We start from the raw sequence: 20737 nt of genomic DNA on the forward strand, positions 1-20737 counted from the left end.
TTAATACCCTAAGCGGTAAAACAAGGAGATTCGATATGGCTTACCAGACAGTAAATCCTGCCACGAACCAGCTCATCAAAGAATATCCCTCTCACACTGACGCAGACGTTGAAGCGGCGCTGAAGGCAGCCGATGCGCTCTATCACTCCGACTGGGCGAAAGGCGACATAAGCCAGCGCCTGCCGGTGCTGCATAAGCTGGCGGACCTGATCGACGAACGCGTGGAGGATCTGGCGAAAATCGCCAGTCAGGAGATGGGTAAGCTCATCGAACAAAGCCGCGGCGAAGTGAAGCTGTGCGCGCAAATCGCCCGCTACTATGCGGACAACGCGAAGCAGTTCCTGGCCCCGGTGAAGTATGACTCTGAACTCGGGGAAGCATGGGTTGAACATCACCCCATCGGCGTGCTGATGGCCGTCGAGCCATGGAACTTCCCGTACTATCAGCTGATGCGCGTTCTGGCGCCAAACCTGGCAGCGGGCAACCCGGTGATCGCCAAGCACGCCAGCATCGTGCCGCACTGTGCAGAGACCTTTGCACAGCTGGTACGTGAAGCGGGCGCGCCGGAAGGGGCGTGGACCAACCTGTTTATCTCGTCCGAACAGGTGGCGAACATTATCGCCGACAATCGCGTACAGGGGGCGGCGCTGACCGGTTCAGAAAAAGCGGGTAGCGTGGTTGCGGCACAGGCTGCGAAGCACATCAAAAAATCGACCCTGGAACTGGGCGGGAACGATGTGTTCGTGGTGCTGGACGATGCCGACCTGGATAAAGCCGTGAAGATCGGCGTTAACGCGCGGCTGAACAATGCCGGGCAGGTCTGTACCGCGGCGAAGCGCTTTATCCTGCATGAAAAGATTGCAGACGCCTTCCTGAGCAAATTCACCGAGGCGTTTAAGCAGGTGAAAATTGGCGATCCGCTGGACGAAAGCACCACGCTGGGGCCTTTGTCATCCAAAGACGCGCTGGAGACGCTAACTAAACAGGTTAACGAGGCGGTGAAAAATGGCGCGAAGCTGCACCATGGCGGCAAGCCGGTTCAGCGTGACGGAAGCTTCTTTGAGCCGACGATCCTGACACATATCTCGCGCGATAACCCGGCGTACTTCGAGGAGTTCTTCGGTCCGGTAGCGCAGGTTTACGTGGTGAAAAGCGACGACGAAGCGGTCGCACTGGCTAACGATTCCCACTACGGTCTGGGCGGCGCGGTGTTCAGCCAGAACATCGAGCGCGCGAAGAAAATGGCGTCGCGCATTGAGACCGGGATGGTATACATCAACTGGCTCACCGACACTGCGGCAGAGCTGCCGTTCGGCGGCGTAAAACGTTCGGGTTACGGACGCGAGCTGTCGGACCTGGGGATCAAAGAGTTTGTGAACCAGAAGCTGGTGGTCGTTCGCAAGTAATGCGTTAATAAAAAAACCTGCCATCCGGCAGGTTTTTTATTAACGGTCGCATCGCCTTTCTTGCCGGGTGGCGCTGCGCTTACCCGGCCTACAATCAATGTGCAATAATTTTAATACATTGCACCCTTCATTGTAGGCCCGTGCAAGCGTAGCGCCGCCGGGCGAAACGCGCAAACAGGCTTAGAAGGACACTCCACCGCCTACATATGCACCATCGATCAGCGTGTGGTTTGGACGACCGTCTTTACCGTCTACGCTCACGTGGCGATAGCCCACTTTCAGCGTGACAGGTTTGACTGGCGTCCAGCTTACGCCGCCGTTAGCTTCAACATAGTTCTTCACGCTGTTGTTCAGGCCGTCTGGCGCCACATAACCTTCACCAAACACGTGAATGCTGTCCGTAAGCGCAACGTTAACGCCGCCGCCAATCGGGAATGCCACGCCGTTATCGCCTTTTTTCGGGCCGATGTAGATGGCTTTCGCGCCAGCATTCAGCATCACCGGACCCACTTCCAGGTTGTAGCCTGCCCCAACGCCGCCGGTCTGGGTACCGTCATCGGTGTTTTTCAGCCAGTTGCTCTCCGCATACAGGCCGGATGAGGATTTCCCCATTTCCAGATTGAGGTTAGTAAAGTTTTTACCCTGCTCAATGCTGCCACCCATGGCCAGTGCGGAGCCCGATACGGCGGTCAGAGCAGAAAGGATCAGGATGTTAAGTTTTTTCATGAGTGTTTCCTCGTCATTAAATTAATCTGAGGGCACCTTAACAAGCGATGTTTATGACTGCAAATGTGATATGTCTCGCATTTATATGCTGTTTGTGTTGGGTTTTTGAATGGTAAATGTTGATGAGTTGTTTATATGGCAAATCGTCAATGTCCAATACATTCGCGTTTAGGGACAGTTTACATTCCTGGCTAAACGTAAAATGAACGAGGCGCAAATAGTCCTTCGCCATGAATTAATTGGGTTTCTAATAATTTCCAAAAGTATTTCAGCTGACACAGATAAAGACAGAGGTTTACATTTCTGGTGATTGATATACGTCCGTACGCGCCGCTTCGTTGCCATTACATGTCATTTTTCTGACACGTTTCTTCATTACGTTGTTGGCTTCACTTACTGGATGCTAACAATATGAAAAGAAAAATTATTCCTGTGCTAATCGGTTGTGCGCTCTCTTTCTCTGGCCTGGCGGCACAGCCAACCGCGGAGCGCTACGTCGTCAGCTTTCCCGAAGGCGCGCATGTCAAATACAGCGGTGCGTTTGCCAGCGCATTCCCGAACGGGCTCCCGGTGGGGATTGGTTCGGGTTTGTTATTCACGGGCAAGCAGGGCGATGCGCTGACGTTTGCGACCGTGACCGATCGCGGTCCTAACGCGGATTCGCCAAAAATGGGGAAAAACGATGCCAAAATCTTTGTTACCCCGGATTTCGCCCCGATGCTGCTGACGATCCGTGTGCTAAACGGCAAAGCGGAGGCCGTGGACGCGCGACCGCTGTATGACGATAAAGGCGAGATCAACGGCCTGCCGCTGCAAAGCGGCGTGATTGGATCTACCAATGAAGTCGCGCTAAGCGACACCTTAAAAGTGCTGAAAGGCGATAACCGCGGGCTGGATACGGAAGGCATCACGCCGGACGGGAAGGGCGGCTACTGGCTGTGCGATGAGTATGGCCCGTTCCTGATTAACGTCGACAGTAAAGGGAAAATCCTCGCGATCCACGGTCCGCAGGCGACGGAAGGGGAGAAATCCATCGCGGGCGGTCTGCCAAACGTTATCAAATGGCGTCAGGCAAACCGGGGCTTTGAAGGGCTGACCCGCATGCCGGACGGACGCATTATCGCCGCCGTGCAAAGCACGCTGGATATCGACGGGAAGAGCAAAAAACAGGCGCTGTTTACGCGTCTGGTCAGCTTCGATCCGGCGACCGGGAAAACCGCGATGTACGGCTACCCCATCGACAGCGCGGCCTACAGCAAAAACAGCGACGCCAAAATCGGTGACATAGTGGCGCTGGATAACCACACCATCCTGCTGATAGAACAGGGTGAGGATAAAAACGACGCAATGCGTAACCTCATCTACAGGGTGGATCTGAGCAAGGCGAGCGATCTGGCCGCCTTCGACAAGCCGGGCGAATACCCGGAGTTTGATGATGAGAAAACGCTGGCGCAGCGCGGCATCACCCTTGCGGAAAAAACGCAGGTAGTCGATCTGCGTGCGCTGGGCTGGCAGCAGGAAAAGGCCGAAGGGCTGGCGCTGATTGACAGCAAAACGCTGGCAGTGGCGAACGATAATGACTTTGGCGTGAAGGTGGCGATGCAGAAGCCAGTCGAAGGCAAGAAGCTCAAGGATTATCGGGTGAACGCGCAGGGGGCGCTGAAGCTGGATGACAAACCGGTTGAAACCACCCTCAGCGTGAAGCCGTTGAAGAAACCGGAGTCCGACAGCGAGCTGTGGATTGTGACGCTGCCGGAGGCGTTGAAATAAGTTTCCCCCTCACCCTAACCCTCTCCCCGCGGGGGAGAGGGGATAATCGGTGCGGTTATTTCTTCAGCCCCGCAAACGCTGCCCGAATTTCCTCTTCCGGCAGCTGTATTCCAATAAACACCATCACGCTGTGCGGCGCTTCATCGTCCCACGGGCGATCCCAGTCGGCGCTGTACAGGCGCTGCACGCCCTGGAACAGCAGGCGGTTCGGCTCGCCGTCGATCCACAGCATCCCTTTATAGCGCAGCAGCTTGTCGGCAAACGACAGCAGCAGGTTCTCCATCACGCGGGAGACCTCGCTGATGTCCACCGGGTAGTCCAGCTCCACCACAATCGACGTCACGTCGTTTTGCTTGTCGGACATAAAGTGGAAGCGCGGTTTCGCGGTGACGTTCTCTTCCAGCATAAAGCCGTTGGTGTTGAACAGCTGAGCGAGATCGATATCGCCGTGCGTCACCGTGTAAATGGGCGCACGCGAGTTAATGCGCGTCAGGCGCTCGCGCAGTTTTTCGCTTTCACCCGCCACGTCGGTTTTGGTCAGCAGGATGCGGTCGGCGTAGCCAACCTGAGACTGGGCGATGGTGAACTGGTTCATCTGCTCGTCGGCATGGACCGCATCCACCAGAGCGATGACGCCGTCCAGCAGGTAGCGCTGGCAAATGATCTCATGGGAGAAAAAGGTCTGAATAATCGGGCCGGGGTCGGCCATGCCGGTGCACTCGATCACCAGTCGGTCGAAGTCGATGTCACCGCGATCGCGGCTGTCGAGCAGGTCCAGCAGGGCGTCTTCTAATTCGTTAGAGCGGGTGCAGCAGATGCAGCCGTTGGTCAGGGTTTTGATCTGCGTGGCGCGGTCGCCAATCAGCTGATCGTCAACGGAGACTTCGCCAAATTCGTTTTCGATGACGGCGATTTTGAAGCCGTGCTGCTCGTTCAGAATGTGGCGCAGCAGGGTGGTTTTACCGGCGCCGAGGAAACCGGTCAGCAGGGTAACGGCAATCGGGGTCATGGTTTCTCCTTTAGCAGCAGCGGACGCCGCCTTCTCCACTTCCGCCGTAGCGCGCTTCCTGACGCTCGCGGAAGAATTCAGTGTAGGTCATGTACGGCTTATCCGGATGGTTGGTCTTCATATGCTCAACGTAGTTGTCATAGTCCGGAATGCCAATCAGCATTTTCGCCGCCTGACCGAGGTATTTTTTTGCTTCGCCTAAGTTACCAAACATTGAGGGTTCCAGATAGAAGAAGCCCGGTGGCGCTACGCTTACCGGGCCTACAGTAACATGCTTAATTAATGGTGTGAGGAGGTCTTCACGCCGCCTTCCGGCACCGGTACGTACGGGGTCTCTTTGTCCGTACGGCCCTCAACGTTACGCACTTTCATCCAGGTTTTGATGCCGTAGAAGATAATGCTGTACACCACCACCAGGAACAGAATGCTCAGACCCGCGTTGGTGTAGTTGTTCACCACGATATGGTTCATGTTGGCAATCTGCTGCGCGGTCAGATCCGCGCCGCCTGCGGCAATCTTCTCTTTGTACTGGTTAGCCATGAAGAAGAAGCCTTCCAGCTGCGGGTTGGTGCTGAACAATTTCAGACCCAGCGCCCAGGTGGTGCAGAGCAGCAGCCACAGCGCAGGCACCACGGTGACCCAGATGTACTTGGTGCGTTTCATCTTCACGAGGACAACGGTACCCAGCACCAGCGCCACGGCCGCCAGCATCTGGTTAGAGATGCCGAACAGCGGCCACAGGCTCTTCACGCCGCCCAGCGGGTCAACAACGCCCTGATACAGCAGATAACCCCACATGCCTACGCAGCCCGCAGTGCCCAGAACGCCGGCCACCAGAGAGTCGGTTTTCTTCAGGAATGGCACGAAGTTACCCAGCAGATCCTGCAACATGAAGCGGCCTGCACGCGTACCGGCATCCAGCGCGGTGAGGATGAACAGCGCTTCAAACAGAATACCGAAGTGGTACCAGAAGCCCATGTCCGCCCACGGCAGCACTTTGTGGAACACGTGTGCGATACCCACCGCCAGCGTTGGCGCGCCACCTGCGCGGTTCAGCACGGACGGTTCGCCGATGTCTTTCGCGGTCTGCATGATCTGCTCAGGCGAAATCACGAAGCCCCAGGAGCTGACGGTCGCCGCCGCGTGCGCGCTGGCGTCTTTCAGCTGCGCCAGGATCAGCGCGGTATTTTCGCCGCCCATCTCATGCAGGTTTGGCATGGTAATGCCGAGACCCGCCGGCGGGGTGTTCATCGCAAAGTACAGGCCAGGCTCGATAATCGACGCCGCAACCAGCGCCATGATCGCCACGAAGGATTCCATCAGCATCGCGCCGTAACCGATGAAGCGCGCGTCGGTTTCGTTGGCCATCAGCTTCGGCGTGGTGCCGGAGGCGATCAGCGCGTGGAAGCCAGACACGGCACCGCAGGCAATGGTGATAAACAGGAACGGGAACAGGGCGCCTTTCCACAGCGGACCGGTACCGTCAATGTACTGCGTCACCGCCGGCATTTTCAGCTCCGGGTTGATGATCACAATACCAATGGCCAGCCCGACGATAACGCCGATTTTCAGGAAGGTTGCCAGGTAGTCACGCGGAGCCAGAATCAGCCACACCGGCAGCAGCGCTGAGATGAATGCGTAGCCGATCAGCGCGAAGGTGATGGTGGTGTCTTTAAAGGTCAGCGCCGGACCCCAGTACGGGTCGTGCGCAATCACGCCGCCGAAGTAGATGGAGGCGACCAGCAGCACGATACCGATGACAGACACCTCGCCAACGCGGCCAGGGCGCAGGAAGCGCATGTAGATGCCCATGAACAGCGCAATCGGTACGGTAGAGCAGACGGTGAAGACGCCCCACGGACTTTCGGCCAGCGCTTTCACCACGATCAGGGCCAGCACCGCCAGGATGATGATCATGATCAGGAAGCAGCCGAACAGGGCGATCGTGCCTGGCACGCGGCCCATCTCCTCTTTGATCATTTCGCCCAGCGACGAACCGTTACGGCGCGAGGAGATAAACAGCACCATAAAGTCCTGCACCGCTCCCGCCAGCACCACGCCCGCCAGCAGCCAGAGCGTACCCGGCAGGTAGCCCATCTGCGCGGCCAGCACCGGGCCGACCAGCGGGCCTGCACCGGCGATAGCGGCAAAGTGGTGACCAAACAGCACGTAACGGTTGGTTGGCACGTAGTTCAGGCCGTCGTTGTTAATAACCGCCGGGGTGGCGCGCGTCGGGTCGAGCTTCATAACCTTCTGCGCGATGTACAAGCTGTAGTAGCGATAAGCCACAAGGTAGAAGGAAACAGACGCGACCACGATCCACAGGGCGCTGACGTGCTCGCCCCGGCGTAATGCGACAACCGCCAGACAGAAAGCACCGATGATCCCGAGGATGGCCCAGGGCACGTGCTTAAGTAGTTTTTTAGTATCCATAATAAGACCTGGTTTTTTATGTAAAGAAAAAAGGGTCAGGGTTCGTTGTGAGGAGGTATTGATTAATGCTGGAGCGATCGTGCCAGATCCTCGCGCGTGTAAAGCACGGTAAATGGGTGAGTGGTTGAAAGCGATGCGTGAGCGGTCAAAAGCGAGGGTGAGTGGTTAAGGCTCACCCCCGGTGGGAGAAAATATGTGATTGAGATCACTGAGAATAATTTAGCCCTGTGGGCTTTTGTCGTTCGCTTCAGGGCAGTGCACGCAGCGGCAGGGCTGATACGCGGGCAGCAGCTGATAGCGCCCTTTGCCGTCGTGTTCAATAATCGGGGAAAGCGCCTGTAAATCGCGGTACACCGTGCGTTCGGTAATGCCAAATTTTTGCATCAGATCGCGGCGATTAACGCTTCCGTTGCGATGCAGGGCAATAATGATTTCAACCAGACGTTCAGCCGAGCGGCTTCGGGGTGAAGGGGCCATAAGACTTTCCAGCGTTAAGGGGGCGGCTGACGACGTTGCCAGCCGCCCCGGAAAATTTATCTTATGGATAGTTAACGGCGCACCTTTGCGGAAACCTTAGCGTTTTTTTGTGCAACGGGATCAAATCGCGGCTTCCATCTCCATCATCACCGGGTGGAAACGGCGTTTGAAGTAGATCAGGCCGTGCCCCTCGCTGCTGAGGATGATGTTCTTAATCTCTACAAGGTAGACCAGATGGGTGCCGATGGTTTGCACCTGGGTTATCTCACCTTCCAGGCTTGCCAGAGCGCCTTTCAGCACCGGCTGCGCCAGCGGTCCTTTCTGCCAGCAGGAGAGAGCAAAGCGCTCCTCCATTGCCATGCCGGTCATCCCGGCAAAGTGGCGGGCCATGATCTCCTGCTCGTGGTTCAGCACGTTGACGCACAGTTTGCCGTTGCCCTGGAAGACCGGGTTCATGGCGCTGTTGGCGTTGATGCAGACCATGACCGAGGGCGGGGTGTCCGTGACCGAACAGACGGCGGTGGCGGTAATGCCGCAGCGACCCGCATCGCCCTCGGTGGTAACCACATTCACCGCCGCCGACAGGCTGGCCATCGCGTCGCGAAAACGCAGGCGTTCTTCAGATTGCATTGAAACCTCCCGCTGCGTTATTTCAGCAGCTTATCCAGCATATTGATATCAGTGTTGTTGTGCAGGTGCGGTACCGTCCAGCCGTGCTGGTCGTACTCGGACATGCAGCGGTCAACCATCGCCATCATCTTGTCCATGTTGCCGGAGCTTTGCGCCTGACGCAGGCATTGCAGGCGGATCTCATCCTGGCTACCGGAGTAGTTGATTTCGTACAGCTCGTGACGTCCGCCAAACTCGCTGCCGATGGCATCCCACATCAGTTTCAGAATCTTGATGCGTTCGACATGATCCATCCCGTTGGAGCCGCGCACGTACTTCGCCAGGTACTGGTCGATCTGCGGGTTGTTCAGGTCCCGCGCGCTGGACGGCAGGTAGATCAGCCCCGAGGTCACGTTACGTTCGATGATGTTCTTGATCTTCGCATAGGCCATTGGCGCCATCACGCGGTAGGTCTGTAACGCCGCGTGGTCAGGCAGATACGCGCCGTTTACCCACGGAGTGGCTTCGGAGCACATGGAGTCGCTCAGCGCCCAGAACATGTTGCGCCATGCCACCACTTCGCCGAGATCCGCCTGCACGCCGCGGAACTCGAGGGTGCCGGTACACTCCAGCGACTTCTTCAGCAGAGCGGTGATGAAGTCGAGCTTCACTGCCAGACGCACGCAGGCCTGAAGCGGGTACATGCGGGCGAAGCCACCTTCCATCGTCCAGCGACGGCAGCGGTCGAAATCACGGTAGATCAGCACGTTTTCCCACGGGATCAGCACATGATCCATTACCAGAATGGCGTCGTTCTCGTCAAAGCGGCTGGAGAGCGGGTAGTCGTACGGAGAGCCTGTCGCCCCTGCCACCATCTCGTAAGAGGCGCGGGAGATCAGCTTCACCCCTTCGGCATCCATCGGCGCGACGAACATCAGCGCGAAGTCCGGGTTTTCGCCCATCACCTGCGCAGAACCAAAACCGATCATGTTGTAGTGGGTCAATGCCGAGTTGGTGGCCACCACTTTCGCGCCGCTGACGATGATCCCGGCGTCGGTCTCTTTCTCCAGCTTGATGTAAACGTCTTTCACCTCGTCCGCCGGTTTATGGCGATCGATCGGCGGGTTGACGATGGCGTGGTTAAAGTACAGGCCGGTTTCCTGAATACGGGTGTACCAGTTGCGGGCATTCTGCTCGAACTGACCGTAGAAGGCAGGGTTAGCGCCGAGCGCGCAGCCGAACGCGGCTTTGTAGTCCGGCGTACGCCCCATCCAGCCGTAGCTCAGGCGCGACCACTCGGCGATGGCGTCACGCTGCTGGCGCAGATCGTCGGCACTTTTCGCCACGCGGAAGAATTTATGGGTGTAGCCGCCGCTGCCGGTGTCGGTACCCCAGCAGAGGGTATCCTGCATGTCTGGCTTGTGCAGGGCATCGTACATCTGGGCGATGGACGCCGCCGCATTGCGAAATGCCGGGTGGGTAGTGACGTCCTTAACGCGCTCGCCGTAGATATAAATCTCACGGCCATCTTGCAGGCTTTTTAAATACTCTTCACCGGTTAACGGACGTTTGGCATCAGCGCGGAAATCTTCAGGCTTCATAGGGACCTCGTATCGGAAGATGGTTGTTAAATTTATGTTTTGTTTTTGTTGTTTAATTGAAGCTTGAGACGGGCGGAACGTGAAGGGACGATTGGGACAACGGCAGGTACTTTTCGGGTGAGAGGTGGTTTTGTGATCTGTGCGGCTTTTCGGCGGGTGGCGCTGCGCTTACCCGCCCTACGAACCGTTATGCGTTCAGGAAACCGGTACTTTCTGCGCCCGGTATGCGCTGGGTGAGCACCCCGTCAGTCGGTTAAAAAAACGGGCGAAATAGGCCGGATCTTTAAACCCCAGCTGCCAGGCAATTTCGCTCACTGTGCTGTCGGAAAACAGCAGCAAACGCCTGGCTTCCCGCAGCTGGCGGTCGAAGATCAGCCGTTTCGGCGAGCGGTTTGCGAAGCGGCGACAGATATCGGTCAGGCGAGATTCGGTGAGATGCAATTCGCTGGCATACTCCGGAACCGTCCAGTGCTCGTGGTAATGAGCATCTGTCAGCTGGTTAAAGCGCTGAAAAAGCTTCAGCTCACCGCGCATGCCGCCTGACGCGTGGTCGTCGAGCTTCGCGTTGCGCAGCAGCAGGGTAAAAACGGCCTGGGCCAGCAGGACCAGCGTATGCTCGCGACCGGGCAGTTGTTCCGTGGATTCCCGGGCAATCAGCTGCCAGTAGTGCTTCAGCGCCGCCAGCTCGTCAGGCCTGTCGGCAAGCGACAGGCAGATCCCCGGCAGGCCGAACGCTTCCCGCGTACCGGGGTAGATCACTTCTAACAGCGGCCAGATGAGATCTTCGCGTACCGTCAGCACGTGGCCGTCGCTGTCGGATTCGGTAATAAACGCGTGCGGCACCGACGGTGGTGTTAGCACGAACAGCGGCGCCTGCACCGAGTAACGGTGGTCGTCGAGCTGGAGCTCAATCTGCCCGGTGTCGAGAAAATGCATCTGAAAATACTGGTCGTGGCGGTGCGCCTGCATGTCGCGGCCAAAAAAGGCCGCCATGCGGGCGAACGACTGGTAGTGCACATCGTCGGTGCCCAGACTTTCGTCGTAATCCTTGCTGATATCAATGTTGGCGATGGGGCTCTGGCACATGATCGTTCCTCTGTTGATCCCGCTGCGTCATCGGAATGCGCGTCAGCACCAGCGCGCCCACCACCAGCAGACCCGCCACGAACCACAGTCCCGAGCTGAAGCTGCCGGTCGCGTCGCGCAGAATACCTATCAGCAATGGGCTGACGGCAGACCCGACGTTGCCGATGGCGTTGATCACCGCCAGCGCCACCGCGCGGGATTGCAGGCTAATAACCTGATCCGGCGTGGTCCAGAATATCGCCATGGCGGTAAACGATCCGGTTGAGGCCATGATGATGCCAAGCAGCTGGATCAGGCTGTGATCGGTCGCCGAGGCCAGCATCCATCCCGCCGCTGCAAACAGATACGGAAGGATGGTGTGCTTTTTTCGCTCTTTCAGCCTGTCGGAGCGGCGGCTCCACCAGATCATCCCGAGGATGGTGCAAAACTGCGGGATCGCCGCCAGCAGGCCAATCACGATATTGCTGCTGCCGGTGTTGAAGCTTTGCAGGATCTGCGGCGTCCAGATGTTGATCGCGCTCAGCGTATTCGTCAGGCAGAAGTAGGCCAGCGTGTAGAGCAGCACGGCGGGCGTCAGCACCTCGCGCAGCGTCGAGCGCGGCGTGGCGGCGTGCGCAATGGCCAGCTCCTGCTCGCGGGCGATCATCGTTTTGAGTGCCTGCTTTTCGTCATCATCCAGCCAGGTGGCCTGTGCCGGGGTGTCGTTAAGGTAGAACCAGGTCACCACGCCGAGCACCACCGACGGCAGCCCCTCCAGCAGGAACAGCCACTGCCAGCCCTTCAGGTTCCACAGCCCGTCCATCGCCAGAATGTACCCGGAGAGGATCGAGCCGAGCATCATGGTCACCGGCATGGCGATCATAAACAGCGCGTTGGCGCGGGCGCGGTGATACGCCGGGAACCACCAGGTGAGATAGACCAGAATGCCTGGCAGGAAACCGGCTTCGGCAATGCCCACCAGCATGCGCAGGACATAAAGCGTTTCGGGGCTGGTGGCGAACATGGTGCAGGTAGAAGCGATGCCCCACACCACCATGATCCCGGCGATCCAGCGGCGGGCGCCGACCTTCGCCAGCATGATGTTGCTGGGGATACCGCACAGCACGTAGGTCACGTAAAACAGCGTCGCGGCCAGGCCAAACATGGTTGACGTGAGGCCCAGATCTTTGCCCATCGTCAGCCCGGCAAAGCCGATGTTGATGCGATCGAGAAACGAGAAAACAAACAGGATAAAAAGAAACACGATCAAACGACGGAACAGCTTATTAATAACGCGATGTTCAACAGCTTTATTATGCAGGGTTGAGGTCGTCATGTTGCGCTCCACATCGTACGTTTAGTAGACGGATTTATTGTTATCAACTGCTGTGGTGACGTCGGTAAAGCGGGCCGCCAGCGCTTCGGCGCTGCGGGCGAGCAGGGTGGTATCCACGCCGACCGCGACAAACAACGCGCCGAGGCTGAGATAGCGTTTTGCCAGCTGCTCGTTCGCCATCAGGATGCCGGGCGCTTTGCCCGCGCTGAGGATCTGCGCGATCGCCTGTTCAATGGCGGCCTGCACCTCCGGGTGCTGCGGATTACCGGCGAAGCCCATGTCGGCGCTCAGATCCGCCGGGCCGATAAACACGCCGTCCACCCCTTCCACGTCCAGGATCTGCGGCAGGTTTTTCAGCGCCTCGCGAGTTTCGATTTGCACCAGCACGCACATGGCGTCGTTAGCCTGATGCAGATACTCCGGGATGCGGTTCCAGCGCGACGCCCGCGCCAGCGCGCTGCCGACGCCGCGAATGCCGGCAGGCGGATAGCGGGTGGCGCTGACCGCCAGACGGGCTTCGTCGGCGTTTTGCACCATCGGCACCAGCAGGGTTTGCGCCCCCACGTCCAGCAGCTGCTTGATCTGCACCGGATCGTTCCACGACGGGCGCACCACCGGCTGGCTGGGATAAGGGGCGATGGCCTGGAGCTGAGTCAGGACGGTCTGCACGCTGTTCGGCGCGTGCTCCCCGTCGATCAGCAACCAGTCAAAACCGGCCCCGGCCAGTAGCTCAGCGCTGTAGCTGCTGGTCAGCCCCAGCCACAGGCCGATTTGCGGTTTTCCGGCTTTCAGCGCGGTCTTAAATGCGTTTTCCATGGTGCACTCCTACACAAAGCGGCAACTGATGGAGCCCATGTTGCCGTAGTCGACGTGGAAGGTGTCGCCTCTGCTGGCGGCAACCGGGCGGGTAAACGAGCCGCCGAGGATGATCTGGCCTAGCTCAAGCTGCACGTCGTATGGCGCGAGTTTGTTCGCCAGCCACGCCACGCCGTTTGCCGGGTGGTTAAGCACGCCTGCGGCGACCCCGGTCTCTTCGATCACACCGTTGCGGTAGAGCAGGGCGGAGATCCAGCGCAGATCCAGCTCGTCGGGTTTAATCGGGCGGCCGCCGAGGATCACGCCCGCGTTGGCGGCGTTATCGGAGATGGTGTCGAACACCTTGCGCGGGCGCTGGGTTTCCGGGTCAACGTTATGGCAGCGGGCGTCGATCAGCTCCAGGGCGGGGATGACGTAATCCGTGGCGTTGTAGACGTCGAAGATCGTGCAGTTCGGGCCGCGCAGCGGTTTTGCCAGCACGAAGGCCAGCTCCACTTCGATGCGCGGGACGATAAAGCGATCCACGGGGATGTCGCTGCCGTCGTGGAAGAACATATCGTCCAGCAGCGCGCCGTAGTCCGGCTCGCTGATCTGCGAGCTGGCCTGCATCGCTTTGGAGGTGAGGCCGATCTTGTGGCCTTTCAGCACGCGGCCTTCGGCGATTTTCAGGCTCACCCATTCGCGCTGGACGGCGTAGGCGTCTTCAATGGTGATCTCCGGGTACTCCAGCGAGATCGCGCGGATCTGCTCCCGGGATTGTTCCGCCTGATGCAGACGGTGGGCGATCAGGGTGTGGGTGTGTTTGTCGAGCATGGCGTATCCTTTGTGCGGCTGTTGCCGGGTGGCGCTTCGCTTACCCGGCCTACGGTTCGGTGCTGCTGTTGCCGGGTGGCGCTGCGCTTACCCGGCCTACGGTTTGGGGCCGTTGTAGGCCCGGTAAGCGCAGCGCCACCGGGCGAGCAAACGGCTACTTAAACAACGCGTGCACGTTGTTCTGCTTGTAATTAAGCGTGGGGTGCAGCTCGTCAAGCTCGAACGACAGCGCCAGATACCGGCTGTTCATCAGCGCTGCGAAATGATCTTTAATCAGCGCAAACAGCATTTCACCGACCTCTTCCCGGCTCTCCAGGCTGCGCCCCGCGCCAATCTTCAGCGTCATATGCACAAAGGCGTAATCGTGCTTACCGTCGGCCATCTGCCAGGTGTCCAGCCAGTTGGCGCGGCTGCGGATGCCGCCGATGGGGAAGATGCCCGTGGCGGCGAGCGCCTCGTTCACTTTGGCGAACAGCCCCGGCAGGTCGGCCTGCTCGCGGATGTTGTCGGTACATTCAGCAATAAAATGCGGCATGGTGGCTCCTTACGCGGGCAGCGGGAAAACAGCGTTGACCTGGCCGGTGCCGGAGCTGGCGAACAGCTCGGTGAGAAACTCCACCTTACCGTCGTATTTGTCCCAGCCGAGCATTCCCAGCAGCATCACCGTGTCGTGCATGTTGCCCTCGCCGTAGCAGTAGTCGGCGTACTCCGGCAGCATGCTGCAAAATTCCTTGAACTGCCCCTCGCGCCACAGCTTCACTACCCGCTCGTCCATCTGGCGGTCAAACTCGCGGGTGTAGCTGTTCATCCCTTCCTCCGCGCGCTGGTCGTCGATAAAGCGGTGCGACAGCGAGCCGCTGGCGAGCACCGCCACGGTGCCGTCGTATTTTTCGATGGCACTGACGATGGCCTCGCCCAGCCTGCGGCTGTCGGCGAAGTCGTGAACCGTGCAGAACGCCGAGATGGAGACCACTTTGAAGTGCTTATCCGCGTTCATGTAGCGCATCGGCACCAGCGTGCCGTACTCCAGCTTCAGGCTCGGGATGTTGTGCGCCTTGGCGCGCACGCCAAGCTTCACCGCTTCGTCGGCGATCAGCTGGCCGAGTTCCGGGTTGCCGTCGTAGTCGTAGGTCATGTCGCGAATAAAGTGCGGCAGCTCGTTGCTGGTGTAGACGCCTGAAAAATGGTCCGCGCAGTTGATGTGATACGCGCTGTTCACCAGCCAGTGGGTGTCGAAGACGATAATGGTGTCCACGCCCAGCTCGCGGCAGCGCTTGCTGATCTCTTTATGCCCGTCGATGGCCGACTGGCGGCAGCCGTGGTTTTTGCCCGGCAGCTCAGAGAGGTACATCGACGGGACGTGGGTGATTTTTGCCGCTAACGCTAATTTTCCCATGATCAGATCCCCCATTTTGGAATCGGATGGTCCCCCATGGAGATGCAGACGTTCTTCATCTCCGCGAAGACCTCGAAGCTGTATTCGCCGCCCTCACGCCCGGTGCCGGAGGCCTTCACGCCGCCAAACGGCTGGCGCAGGTCGCGCACGTTCTGGGTGTTAACGAACACCATGCCCGCTTCGATGTTGCGCGCCAGACGCAGCACTTTGCTGACGTCCTGGGTCCAGATGTAAGATGCCAGGCCATACTCCACGTCGTTCGCCAGGCGCAGCCCTTCCGCTTCATCCTTAAACGGCAGCAGGCAGGCCACTGGCCCGAAGATCTCTTCCTGCGCCACGCGCATGCGGTTATCGACATCCGCCAGCACGGTCGGGCGCAGGAAGTTGCCGCCTTTCAGGTGCGCAGGCAGATCGGTCGGTTTGTCCGGGCCGCCCGCCAGCAGGGTTGCCCCCTCTTCAATGCCGAGGCGGATGTAGCCGGAGACTTTTTCCCAGTGCTGCTGGCTGATGAGCGCGCCAATCTGGGTGTTCGGATCGGTCGGGTCGCCCACGCGCAGGCGGTTGGCGCGCTCGGCAAAGCGTTTGACGAACTCCGGGTAGATGCTCTGCTGGATGAAGATGCGCGAGCCGGCGGTGCAGCGTTCGCCGTTGATGGAGAAGATGGTAAACAGGGCGGCGTCCAGCGCGCGCTCAATGTCCGCGTCTTCAAAAATCAGCACCGGAGATTTGCCGCCCAGCTCCATGGAATACTTCTTCAGCCCGGCGTTTTTCATGATGTTGCGCCCGGTGGCGGTACCGCCGGTGAAGGAGACGGCGCGCACGTCATGATGACGCACCAGCGCGTCGCCCGCCGTGGCGCCATAGCCCTGCACCACGTTGAGCACGCCCGCCGGAATGCCCGCTTCGAGGGCCAGCTCGCCCAGACGGTCGGCGGTCAGCGGGGAGAGTTCAGACATCTTCAGCACCGCGGTATTCCCTAAGGCCAGGCACGGCGCGACCTTCCAGGTGGCGGTCATAAACGGCACGTTCCACGGCGACACCAGCGCGCAGACACCCACCGGCTGCACCAGGGTGTAGTTGAGCATCTTGTCGTCGACCGGGTAGGTTTTGCCGTTCATCTGCTGGCACACCTCGGCGAAGAACTCGAAGTTGTGCGAGGCGCGCGGAATGAGCACGTTTTTGGTCTGGTGGATCGGCAGGCCGGTGTCGGCGGTTTCCATCGCGGCAATGTCCGGCACGTTCTGGTCAATCAGATCCCCCAGGCGACGCATCAGGCGTGCGCGCTCCTTCATCGGCAGGTTGGCCCATTTCGGAAACGCCTCTTTGGCGGCGGCAACGGCCTGATGGATTTCGGCTTCGCCGCCTGAGGCCACTTCTGCCAGCACCTCGCCGGAGGCCGGGTTAGTGGTTTGGAAGTACTCACTTCCGGCGACGTTTTTACCGTTGATCCAGTGGTTAATCTTTTTCATTTTGCAGTCTCCTCACTGACAATTCGGTTTACCAGACGGCCTACGCCTTCCACTTCCACCACCACCTCATCGCCCGGCACCACGTCGGACAGCCCCTTCGGCGTGCCGGTGGCAATCATGTCGCCCGGTTGCAGGGTCATAAAATCGCTCAGATACGCAATTAAGTAGGGGATGCTGAAGATCAGGTCTGCCGTGGTGCCTTCTTGACGCAGTTCACCGTTGACGTAGGTGCGAAGACGAAGGTTGTGCGGGTCAGGAATGGCTTCTTTTGGCACTACGTTCGGGCTGATGGGGGTCAGCCCGTCGCGGCTTTTCACCCGCAGGTTCGGGCGATAGTAGTTTTCGAGATAATCGCGGATGGCGTAATCGTTGCACACCGTATAGCCCGCCACGTAGTCCATCGCCTCGGCTTCGCTGACCTTGCGCGCGGTTTTGCCGATGACCACCACCAGCTCCGCTTCGTAATGCATGTACTCGATATTGTTCGGGCGCACCGACGTCTGGTTGTCGCCGTTGAAGGTATTCGGCGCTTTGATAAACACCAGCGGCTCGGTGGGTGGCTTGAAGTCCAGCTCGCTGGCGTGGTCGGCATAGTTCAGACCGAGGGCAAACAGCGTGGCGTGCGGCGGCGTGCGCGAAGCGATGGCAACGTCGCGTTCCTCCACCACCGGGTTTTCCAGCGGCGGAAATCCTTCTGCCAGAATACGTACCCGATCGCCCGGGCGAACTTCGACGCGGCTTTGCGGAGTGCCGAGCAATATCGCATCGCCGGGGTTCAGGGTGGCAAATTCGCTCAGGGCGCTCAGCAGTTCGGCGGCGTTGCGGTGCAGATCGGCCGTGTTCCAGTGGTCCGCTTCGCGGCCGTTGATCTCGGTGATGATGGTCAGATTATCAACGTTATTAACGGCGACAGGTTCGCCGAGCGGGCAAAATCCATCCCGGCATTTGGCCTTGATCGCCGGACGGTAGAAGCTCTCTTCCGGCAGGCTGATTTCGTTAGCCAGCGCGTAGCCGGCGATGTACGCCGCCGCCTCTTCAACGCGTACTTTGCTGGCGGTTTTGCCCACCACCAGCGCCACCGTCGCGCCGCTTAACACGGTTTCTCCCTGCGGGAAGGGAATCGGTTCGCCTGCGCGGATAACAGTGTTATGTGGCTTGATAAACCACACCGCCGTTTTTGGCGGCGCGTTATAGGGGGCTTTTTCAAACGCCTCAGCCCAGGCCACACGCTGGCTTTGGTGGTTTAGCGCTACGGCAAAAACAGTACCTTTCATTCCCATACTCCTCAAACCGGCTGTCCGGTTTTGATTTCATTAATATGTTAATGATCTGGTTTTATGCTTTTGCTGTTCGTTTCGCAATCAGAAGTGAATAATTTGTGATGCAAATAACAATAAATTTACATAAAAGGGTGGATTGATATTTAAATCAATAAGTTAAAAAAATAGCTTTGTTTCTGTTAGACTTTTTGGGTTAAAACGTGTTGTCTATAAAAGCATCTGTTTTTAATTGTTTATTTGTTAATGATGTAAGGGGTAGATGATGCATGACTCATTAACCATCGCGCTGTTGCAGGCGCGTGAAGCGGCGATGGGCTACTTCCGCCCGATAGTGAAGCGGCATAATCTGACCGAGCAGCAGTGGCGTATCGTCCGCGTGCTGGCCGAGCATCCCTCCATGGATTTTCACGATCTGGCGTTCCGCACCTGTATTTTGCGCCCAAGCCTGACCGGCATTCTGACGCGGATGGAGCGCGACGGTCTGGTGCTGCGCTTAAAACCGGTGACTGACCAGCGCAAGCTGTACGTGTCGCTGACGAAAGAAGGCAACGCGCTGTACCAGCGTGCTCAGGCTCAGGTGGAAGAGGCGTACCAGCAGATAGAGGCGGAATATACGCCTGAGAAGATGAAGCAGCTCACGGCGCTGCTGGAAGAGTTTATTGAACTTGGAAACCGACATATCGCCGCGAGGGACGAAGCGTAAAAACCCTAAATTCCAGGATGATTTTCGTAAAGTTTTCTCATGCCAGGCCGAATATTCTGTATCTGCCTGAGGAAAGAGAAAACATGTTAAACCGAATCAAGATTGTCACCAGCTTACTGCTGGTTTTAGCGATATTTGGCCTTTTACAACTCACGTCTGGTGGTCTTTTCTTCAATGCCCTGAAGCATGACAAAGAGAATTTCACCATCCTGCAAACAATTCGCCAGCAACAATCCACCCTGAACGGTAGCTGGGTGGCGCTGCTGCAAACCCGTAACACCCTGAACCGCGCGGGTATCCGCTATATGATGGATCAGAACAATATCGGCAGCGGCTCAACCGTCGCCGAGCTGATGCAGATTGCCTCTGCGTCTCTGAAACAGGCGGAAAAAAACTGGGCGGATTACGAAGCGCTGCCGCGCGACCCGCGTCAGAGCGACGCTGCGGCAGTGGAAATCAAACGTAATTACGGTATCTACCATGGCGCGCTGGCTGAGCTGATCCAGCTGCTGGGGGCGGGCAAAATCAATGAGTTCTTCGACCAGCCGACCCAGAGCTATCAGGATGGCTTTGAGAAGCAGTACGTCAACTACCTGCAACAGAACGACGCGCTGTATCAGACCGCGGTTGAAGACAGCAACAGCTCTTACCGCCAGGCTATCTGGGTGCTGATTAGCGTGCTGGCTGCGGTGCTGGTGGTGATTGTTGCCGTCTGGCTGGGTATTCGTCAGGCGCTAATTTCGCCGCTGAACCGTCTGATTGACAGCATTCGTCATATCGCCAGCGGCGACCTGGTGAAGCGCATCGACGTGGAAGGCTCCAACGAGATGGGTGTACTGGCTGACTCCCTGCGCCATATGCAGGGCGAGCTGGTGCGTACCGTGGGTGACGTGCGTAACGGCGCCAACGCTATTTACAGCGGTGCGAGCGAAATCTCGATGGGCAATAACGATCTCTCATCCCGTACCGAACAGCAGGCTGCCTCTCTGGAAGAGACCGCCGCCAGCATGGAACAGCTGACTGCCACCGTGAAGCAGAACGCCGAGAACGCCCGTCAGGCGAGCAACCTGGCGCTGAGCGCGTCTGAAACCGCGCAGAAAGGCGGCAAGGTGGTGGATAACGTGGTGCAGACCATGCGTGACATCGCCGGCAGTTCGCAGAAAATCGCCGATATCATCAGCGTGATCGACGGGATTGCCTTCCAGACCAATATTCTGGCGCTGAACGCGGCGGTAGAAGCGGCGCGTGCGGGCGAGCAGGGGCGTGGTTTTGCGGTGGTTGCAGGTGAAGTCCGAAACCTGGCGCAGCGCAGCGCGCAGGCGGCTCGCGAGATCAAGAGCCTGATTGAAGACTCCGTGGGGCGCGTGGAAATTGGTTCAACGCTTGTTGAAAGCGCGGGTGAAACCATGGGTGAGATCGTGAATGCGGTAACGCGCGTGACGGATATCATGGGCGAAATCGCGTCTGCGTCTGACGAGCAGAGCCGCGGTATCGACCAGGTTGGGCTGGCGGTGGCTGAGATGGATCGCGTGACGCAGCAGAACGCCTCGCTGGTGGAAGAGTCTGCGGCGGCGGCCGCGGCACTGGAAGAGCAGGCGAGCCGTCTGACGCAGGCCGTTGCGGTGTTCCGTATTCAGCAGGAACAGATGAAGGCGCGCGAGTTCGCCTCCGCGAAAAGCGTTGCCGCACCGGTAGTGGCGCGTAAACCGGCTACCGCAGATGCGGGCGATAACTGGGAAACGTTCTGACGCTGTGCGTTTTGCCGGGTGGCGGCTGCGCCTGACCCGGCCTACGGGTTGTGCGTTTCGCCGGGTGGCGGCTGCGTCTG

19 protein-coding genes are annotated in these 20737 nt (G+C 58.5%); 4 read left to right on the plus strand and 15 right to left on the minus strand.

The features are described from left to right. Window positions 1-35: 35 nt before the first annotated feature. On the plus strand, window positions 36-1406 hold the full coding sequence (locus ACOTWU_RS09925; protein WP_015572583.1) for an NAD-dependent succinate-semialdehyde dehydrogenase: 1371 nt from the start codon (window positions 36-38) through the stop codon (window positions 1404-1406). A 180-nt stretch (window positions 1407-1586) separates the two neighbouring features. On the opposite strand, the gene ACOTWU_RS09930 is transcribed toward ACOTWU_RS09925, so the two are convergent. Continuing rightward, window positions 1587-2132: a YfaZ family outer membrane protein gene (locus ACOTWU_RS09930; RefSeq protein WP_006810254.1), complete on the minus strand. Its 546-nt coding sequence runs from the start codon at window positions 2130-2132 to the stop codon at window positions 1587-1589. Window positions 2133-2543: 411 nt separating this feature from the next. Here ACOTWU_RS09930 and ACOTWU_RS09935 point away from each other — a divergent pair, with 411 nt between their 5' ends. Next, entirely contained in the window at window positions 2544-3902 is a 1359-nt protein-coding gene (locus ACOTWU_RS09935) for an esterase-like activity of phytase family protein (protein ID WP_126498717.1), read from the plus strand. A 55-nt stretch (window positions 3903-3957) separates the two neighbouring features. On the opposite strand, the gene yjiA is transcribed toward ACOTWU_RS09935, so the two are convergent. The 14 genes from yjiA to hpaG all read right to left on the minus strand — a co-directional run bounded on the left by yjiA (window position 3958) and on the right by hpaG (window position 18200). Beyond that, the gene (gene yjiA, locus ACOTWU_RS09940; RefSeq protein WP_063151197.1) at window positions 3958-4911 is read right to left on the minus strand and encodes a GTPase; all 954 of its coding nucleotides are present in this window, start codon (window positions 4909-4911) and stop codon (window positions 3958-3960) included. 10 nt (window positions 4912-4921) lie between these two features. Continuing rightward, window positions 4922-5125, minus strand: coding sequence for a YbdD/YjiX family protein (locus tag ACOTWU_RS09945; protein ID WP_003856610.1), 204 nt, complete (start codon window positions 5123-5125; stop codon window positions 4922-4924). Between the two features lie 65 nt (window positions 5126-5190). Then, window positions 5191-7344, minus strand: a complete 2154-nt coding sequence (locus ACOTWU_RS09950) for a carbon starvation CstA family protein (RefSeq protein WP_047637740.1) — start codon at window positions 7342-7344, stop codon at window positions 5191-5193. 219 nt (window positions 7345-7563) lie between these two features. Further along, window positions 7564-7821, minus strand: coding sequence for an HTH domain-containing protein (locus ACOTWU_RS09955; RefSeq protein WP_017383855.1), 258 nt, complete (start codon window positions 7819-7821; stop codon window positions 7564-7566). A gap of 120 nt (window positions 7822-7941) precedes the next feature. Beyond that, window positions 7942-8451 (minus strand): 4-hydroxyphenylacetate 3-monooxygenase reductase subunit, encoded by a 510-nt coding sequence (locus tag ACOTWU_RS09960; RefSeq protein WP_017383854.1) that lies wholly within the window; start codon window positions 8449-8451, stop codon window positions 7942-7944. Window positions 8452-8468: 17 nt separating this feature from the next. Then, window positions 8469-10031: a 4-hydroxyphenylacetate 3-monooxygenase, oxygenase component gene (gene hpaB, locus ACOTWU_RS09965; protein WP_010427196.1), complete on the minus strand. Its 1563-nt coding sequence runs from the start codon at window positions 10029-10031 to the stop codon at window positions 8469-8471. 195 nt (window positions 10032-10226) lie between these two features. Continuing rightward, complete coding sequence (hpaA, locus tag ACOTWU_RS09970; protein ID WP_126498716.1) at window positions 10227-11117, minus strand: 4-hydroxyphenylacetate catabolism regulatory protein HpaA; 891 nt, start codon at window positions 11115-11117, stop codon at window positions 10227-10229. Beyond that, window positions 11089-12432, minus strand: coding sequence for a 4-hydroxyphenylacetate permease (hpaX, locus tag ACOTWU_RS09975; RefSeq protein ID WP_017383852.1), 1344 nt, complete (start codon window positions 12430-12432; stop codon window positions 11089-11091). The genes hpaA and hpaX overlap by 29 nt, the downstream gene beginning before the upstream one ends. A 21-nt stretch (window positions 12433-12453) precedes the next feature. After that, the gene (gene hpaI, locus ACOTWU_RS09980) at window positions 12454-13248 is read right to left on the minus strand and encodes a 4-hydroxy-2-oxoheptanedioate aldolase (RefSeq protein ID WP_015572592.1); all 795 of its coding nucleotides are present in this window, start codon (window positions 13246-13248) and stop codon (window positions 12454-12456) included. A gap of 9 nt (window positions 13249-13257) precedes the next feature. Then, the gene (hpaH, locus tag ACOTWU_RS09985) at window positions 13258-14061 is read right to left on the minus strand and encodes a 2-oxo-hept-4-ene-1,7-dioate hydratase (RefSeq protein WP_126498715.1); all 804 of its coding nucleotides are present in this window, start codon (window positions 14059-14061) and stop codon (window positions 13258-13260) included. A 154-nt stretch (window positions 14062-14215) separates the two neighbouring features. Further along, on the minus strand, window positions 14216-14596 hold the full coding sequence (locus tag ACOTWU_RS09990; protein ID WP_126498714.1) for a 5-carboxymethyl-2-hydroxymuconate Delta-isomerase: 381 nt from the start codon (window positions 14594-14596) through the stop codon (window positions 14216-14218). Window positions 14597-14605: 9 nt separating this feature from the next. Then, window positions 14606-15457, minus strand: a complete 852-nt coding sequence (gene hpaD, locus ACOTWU_RS09995) for a 3,4-dihydroxyphenylacetate 2,3-dioxygenase (protein ID WP_024908288.1) — start codon at window positions 15455-15457, stop codon at window positions 14606-14608. Window positions 15458-15459: 2 nt separating this feature from the next. Next, window positions 15460-16926, minus strand: coding sequence for a 5-carboxymethyl-2-hydroxymuconate semialdehyde dehydrogenase (gene hpaE / locus ACOTWU_RS10000; protein WP_003856594.1), 1467 nt, complete (start codon window positions 16924-16926; stop codon window positions 15460-15462). Then, the gene (gene hpaG / locus ACOTWU_RS10005; protein WP_032620873.1) at window positions 16923-18200 is read right to left on the minus strand and encodes a 4-hydroxyphenylacetate degradation bifunctional isomerase/decarboxylase; all 1278 of its coding nucleotides are present in this window, start codon (window positions 18198-18200) and stop codon (window positions 16923-16925) included. The genes hpaE and hpaG overlap by 4 nt, the downstream gene beginning before the upstream one ends. 268 nt (window positions 18201-18468) lie before the next feature. On the opposite strand from hpaG, the gene hpaR reads away from it, so the two are divergent. Both hpaR and tsr read left to right on the plus strand, forming a co-directional pair. Continuing rightward, window positions 18469-18909: a homoprotocatechuate degradation operon regulator HpaR gene (hpaR, locus tag ACOTWU_RS10010; RefSeq protein ID WP_017383846.1), complete on the plus strand. Its 441-nt coding sequence runs from the start codon at window positions 18469-18471 to the stop codon at window positions 18907-18909. Window positions 18910-18992: 83 nt separating this feature from the next. Next, window positions 18993-20657 carry a methyl-accepting chemotaxis protein gene (gene tsr / locus ACOTWU_RS10015; protein WP_045333483.1) on the plus strand — a complete coding sequence of 555 codons (1665 nt, stop codon included), beginning with the start codon at window positions 18993-18995 and terminating at the stop codon, window positions 20655-20657. The last annotated feature ends 80 nt before the right edge of the window (window positions 20658-20737 follow it).

The sequence above is a fragment of the Enterobacter cloacae complex sp. GYL001 genome (assembly GCF_049237125.1).
Taxonomy (GTDB): domain Bacteria; phylum Pseudomonadota; class Gammaproteobacteria; order Enterobacterales; family Enterobacteriaceae; genus Enterobacter; species Enterobacter hormaechei_C.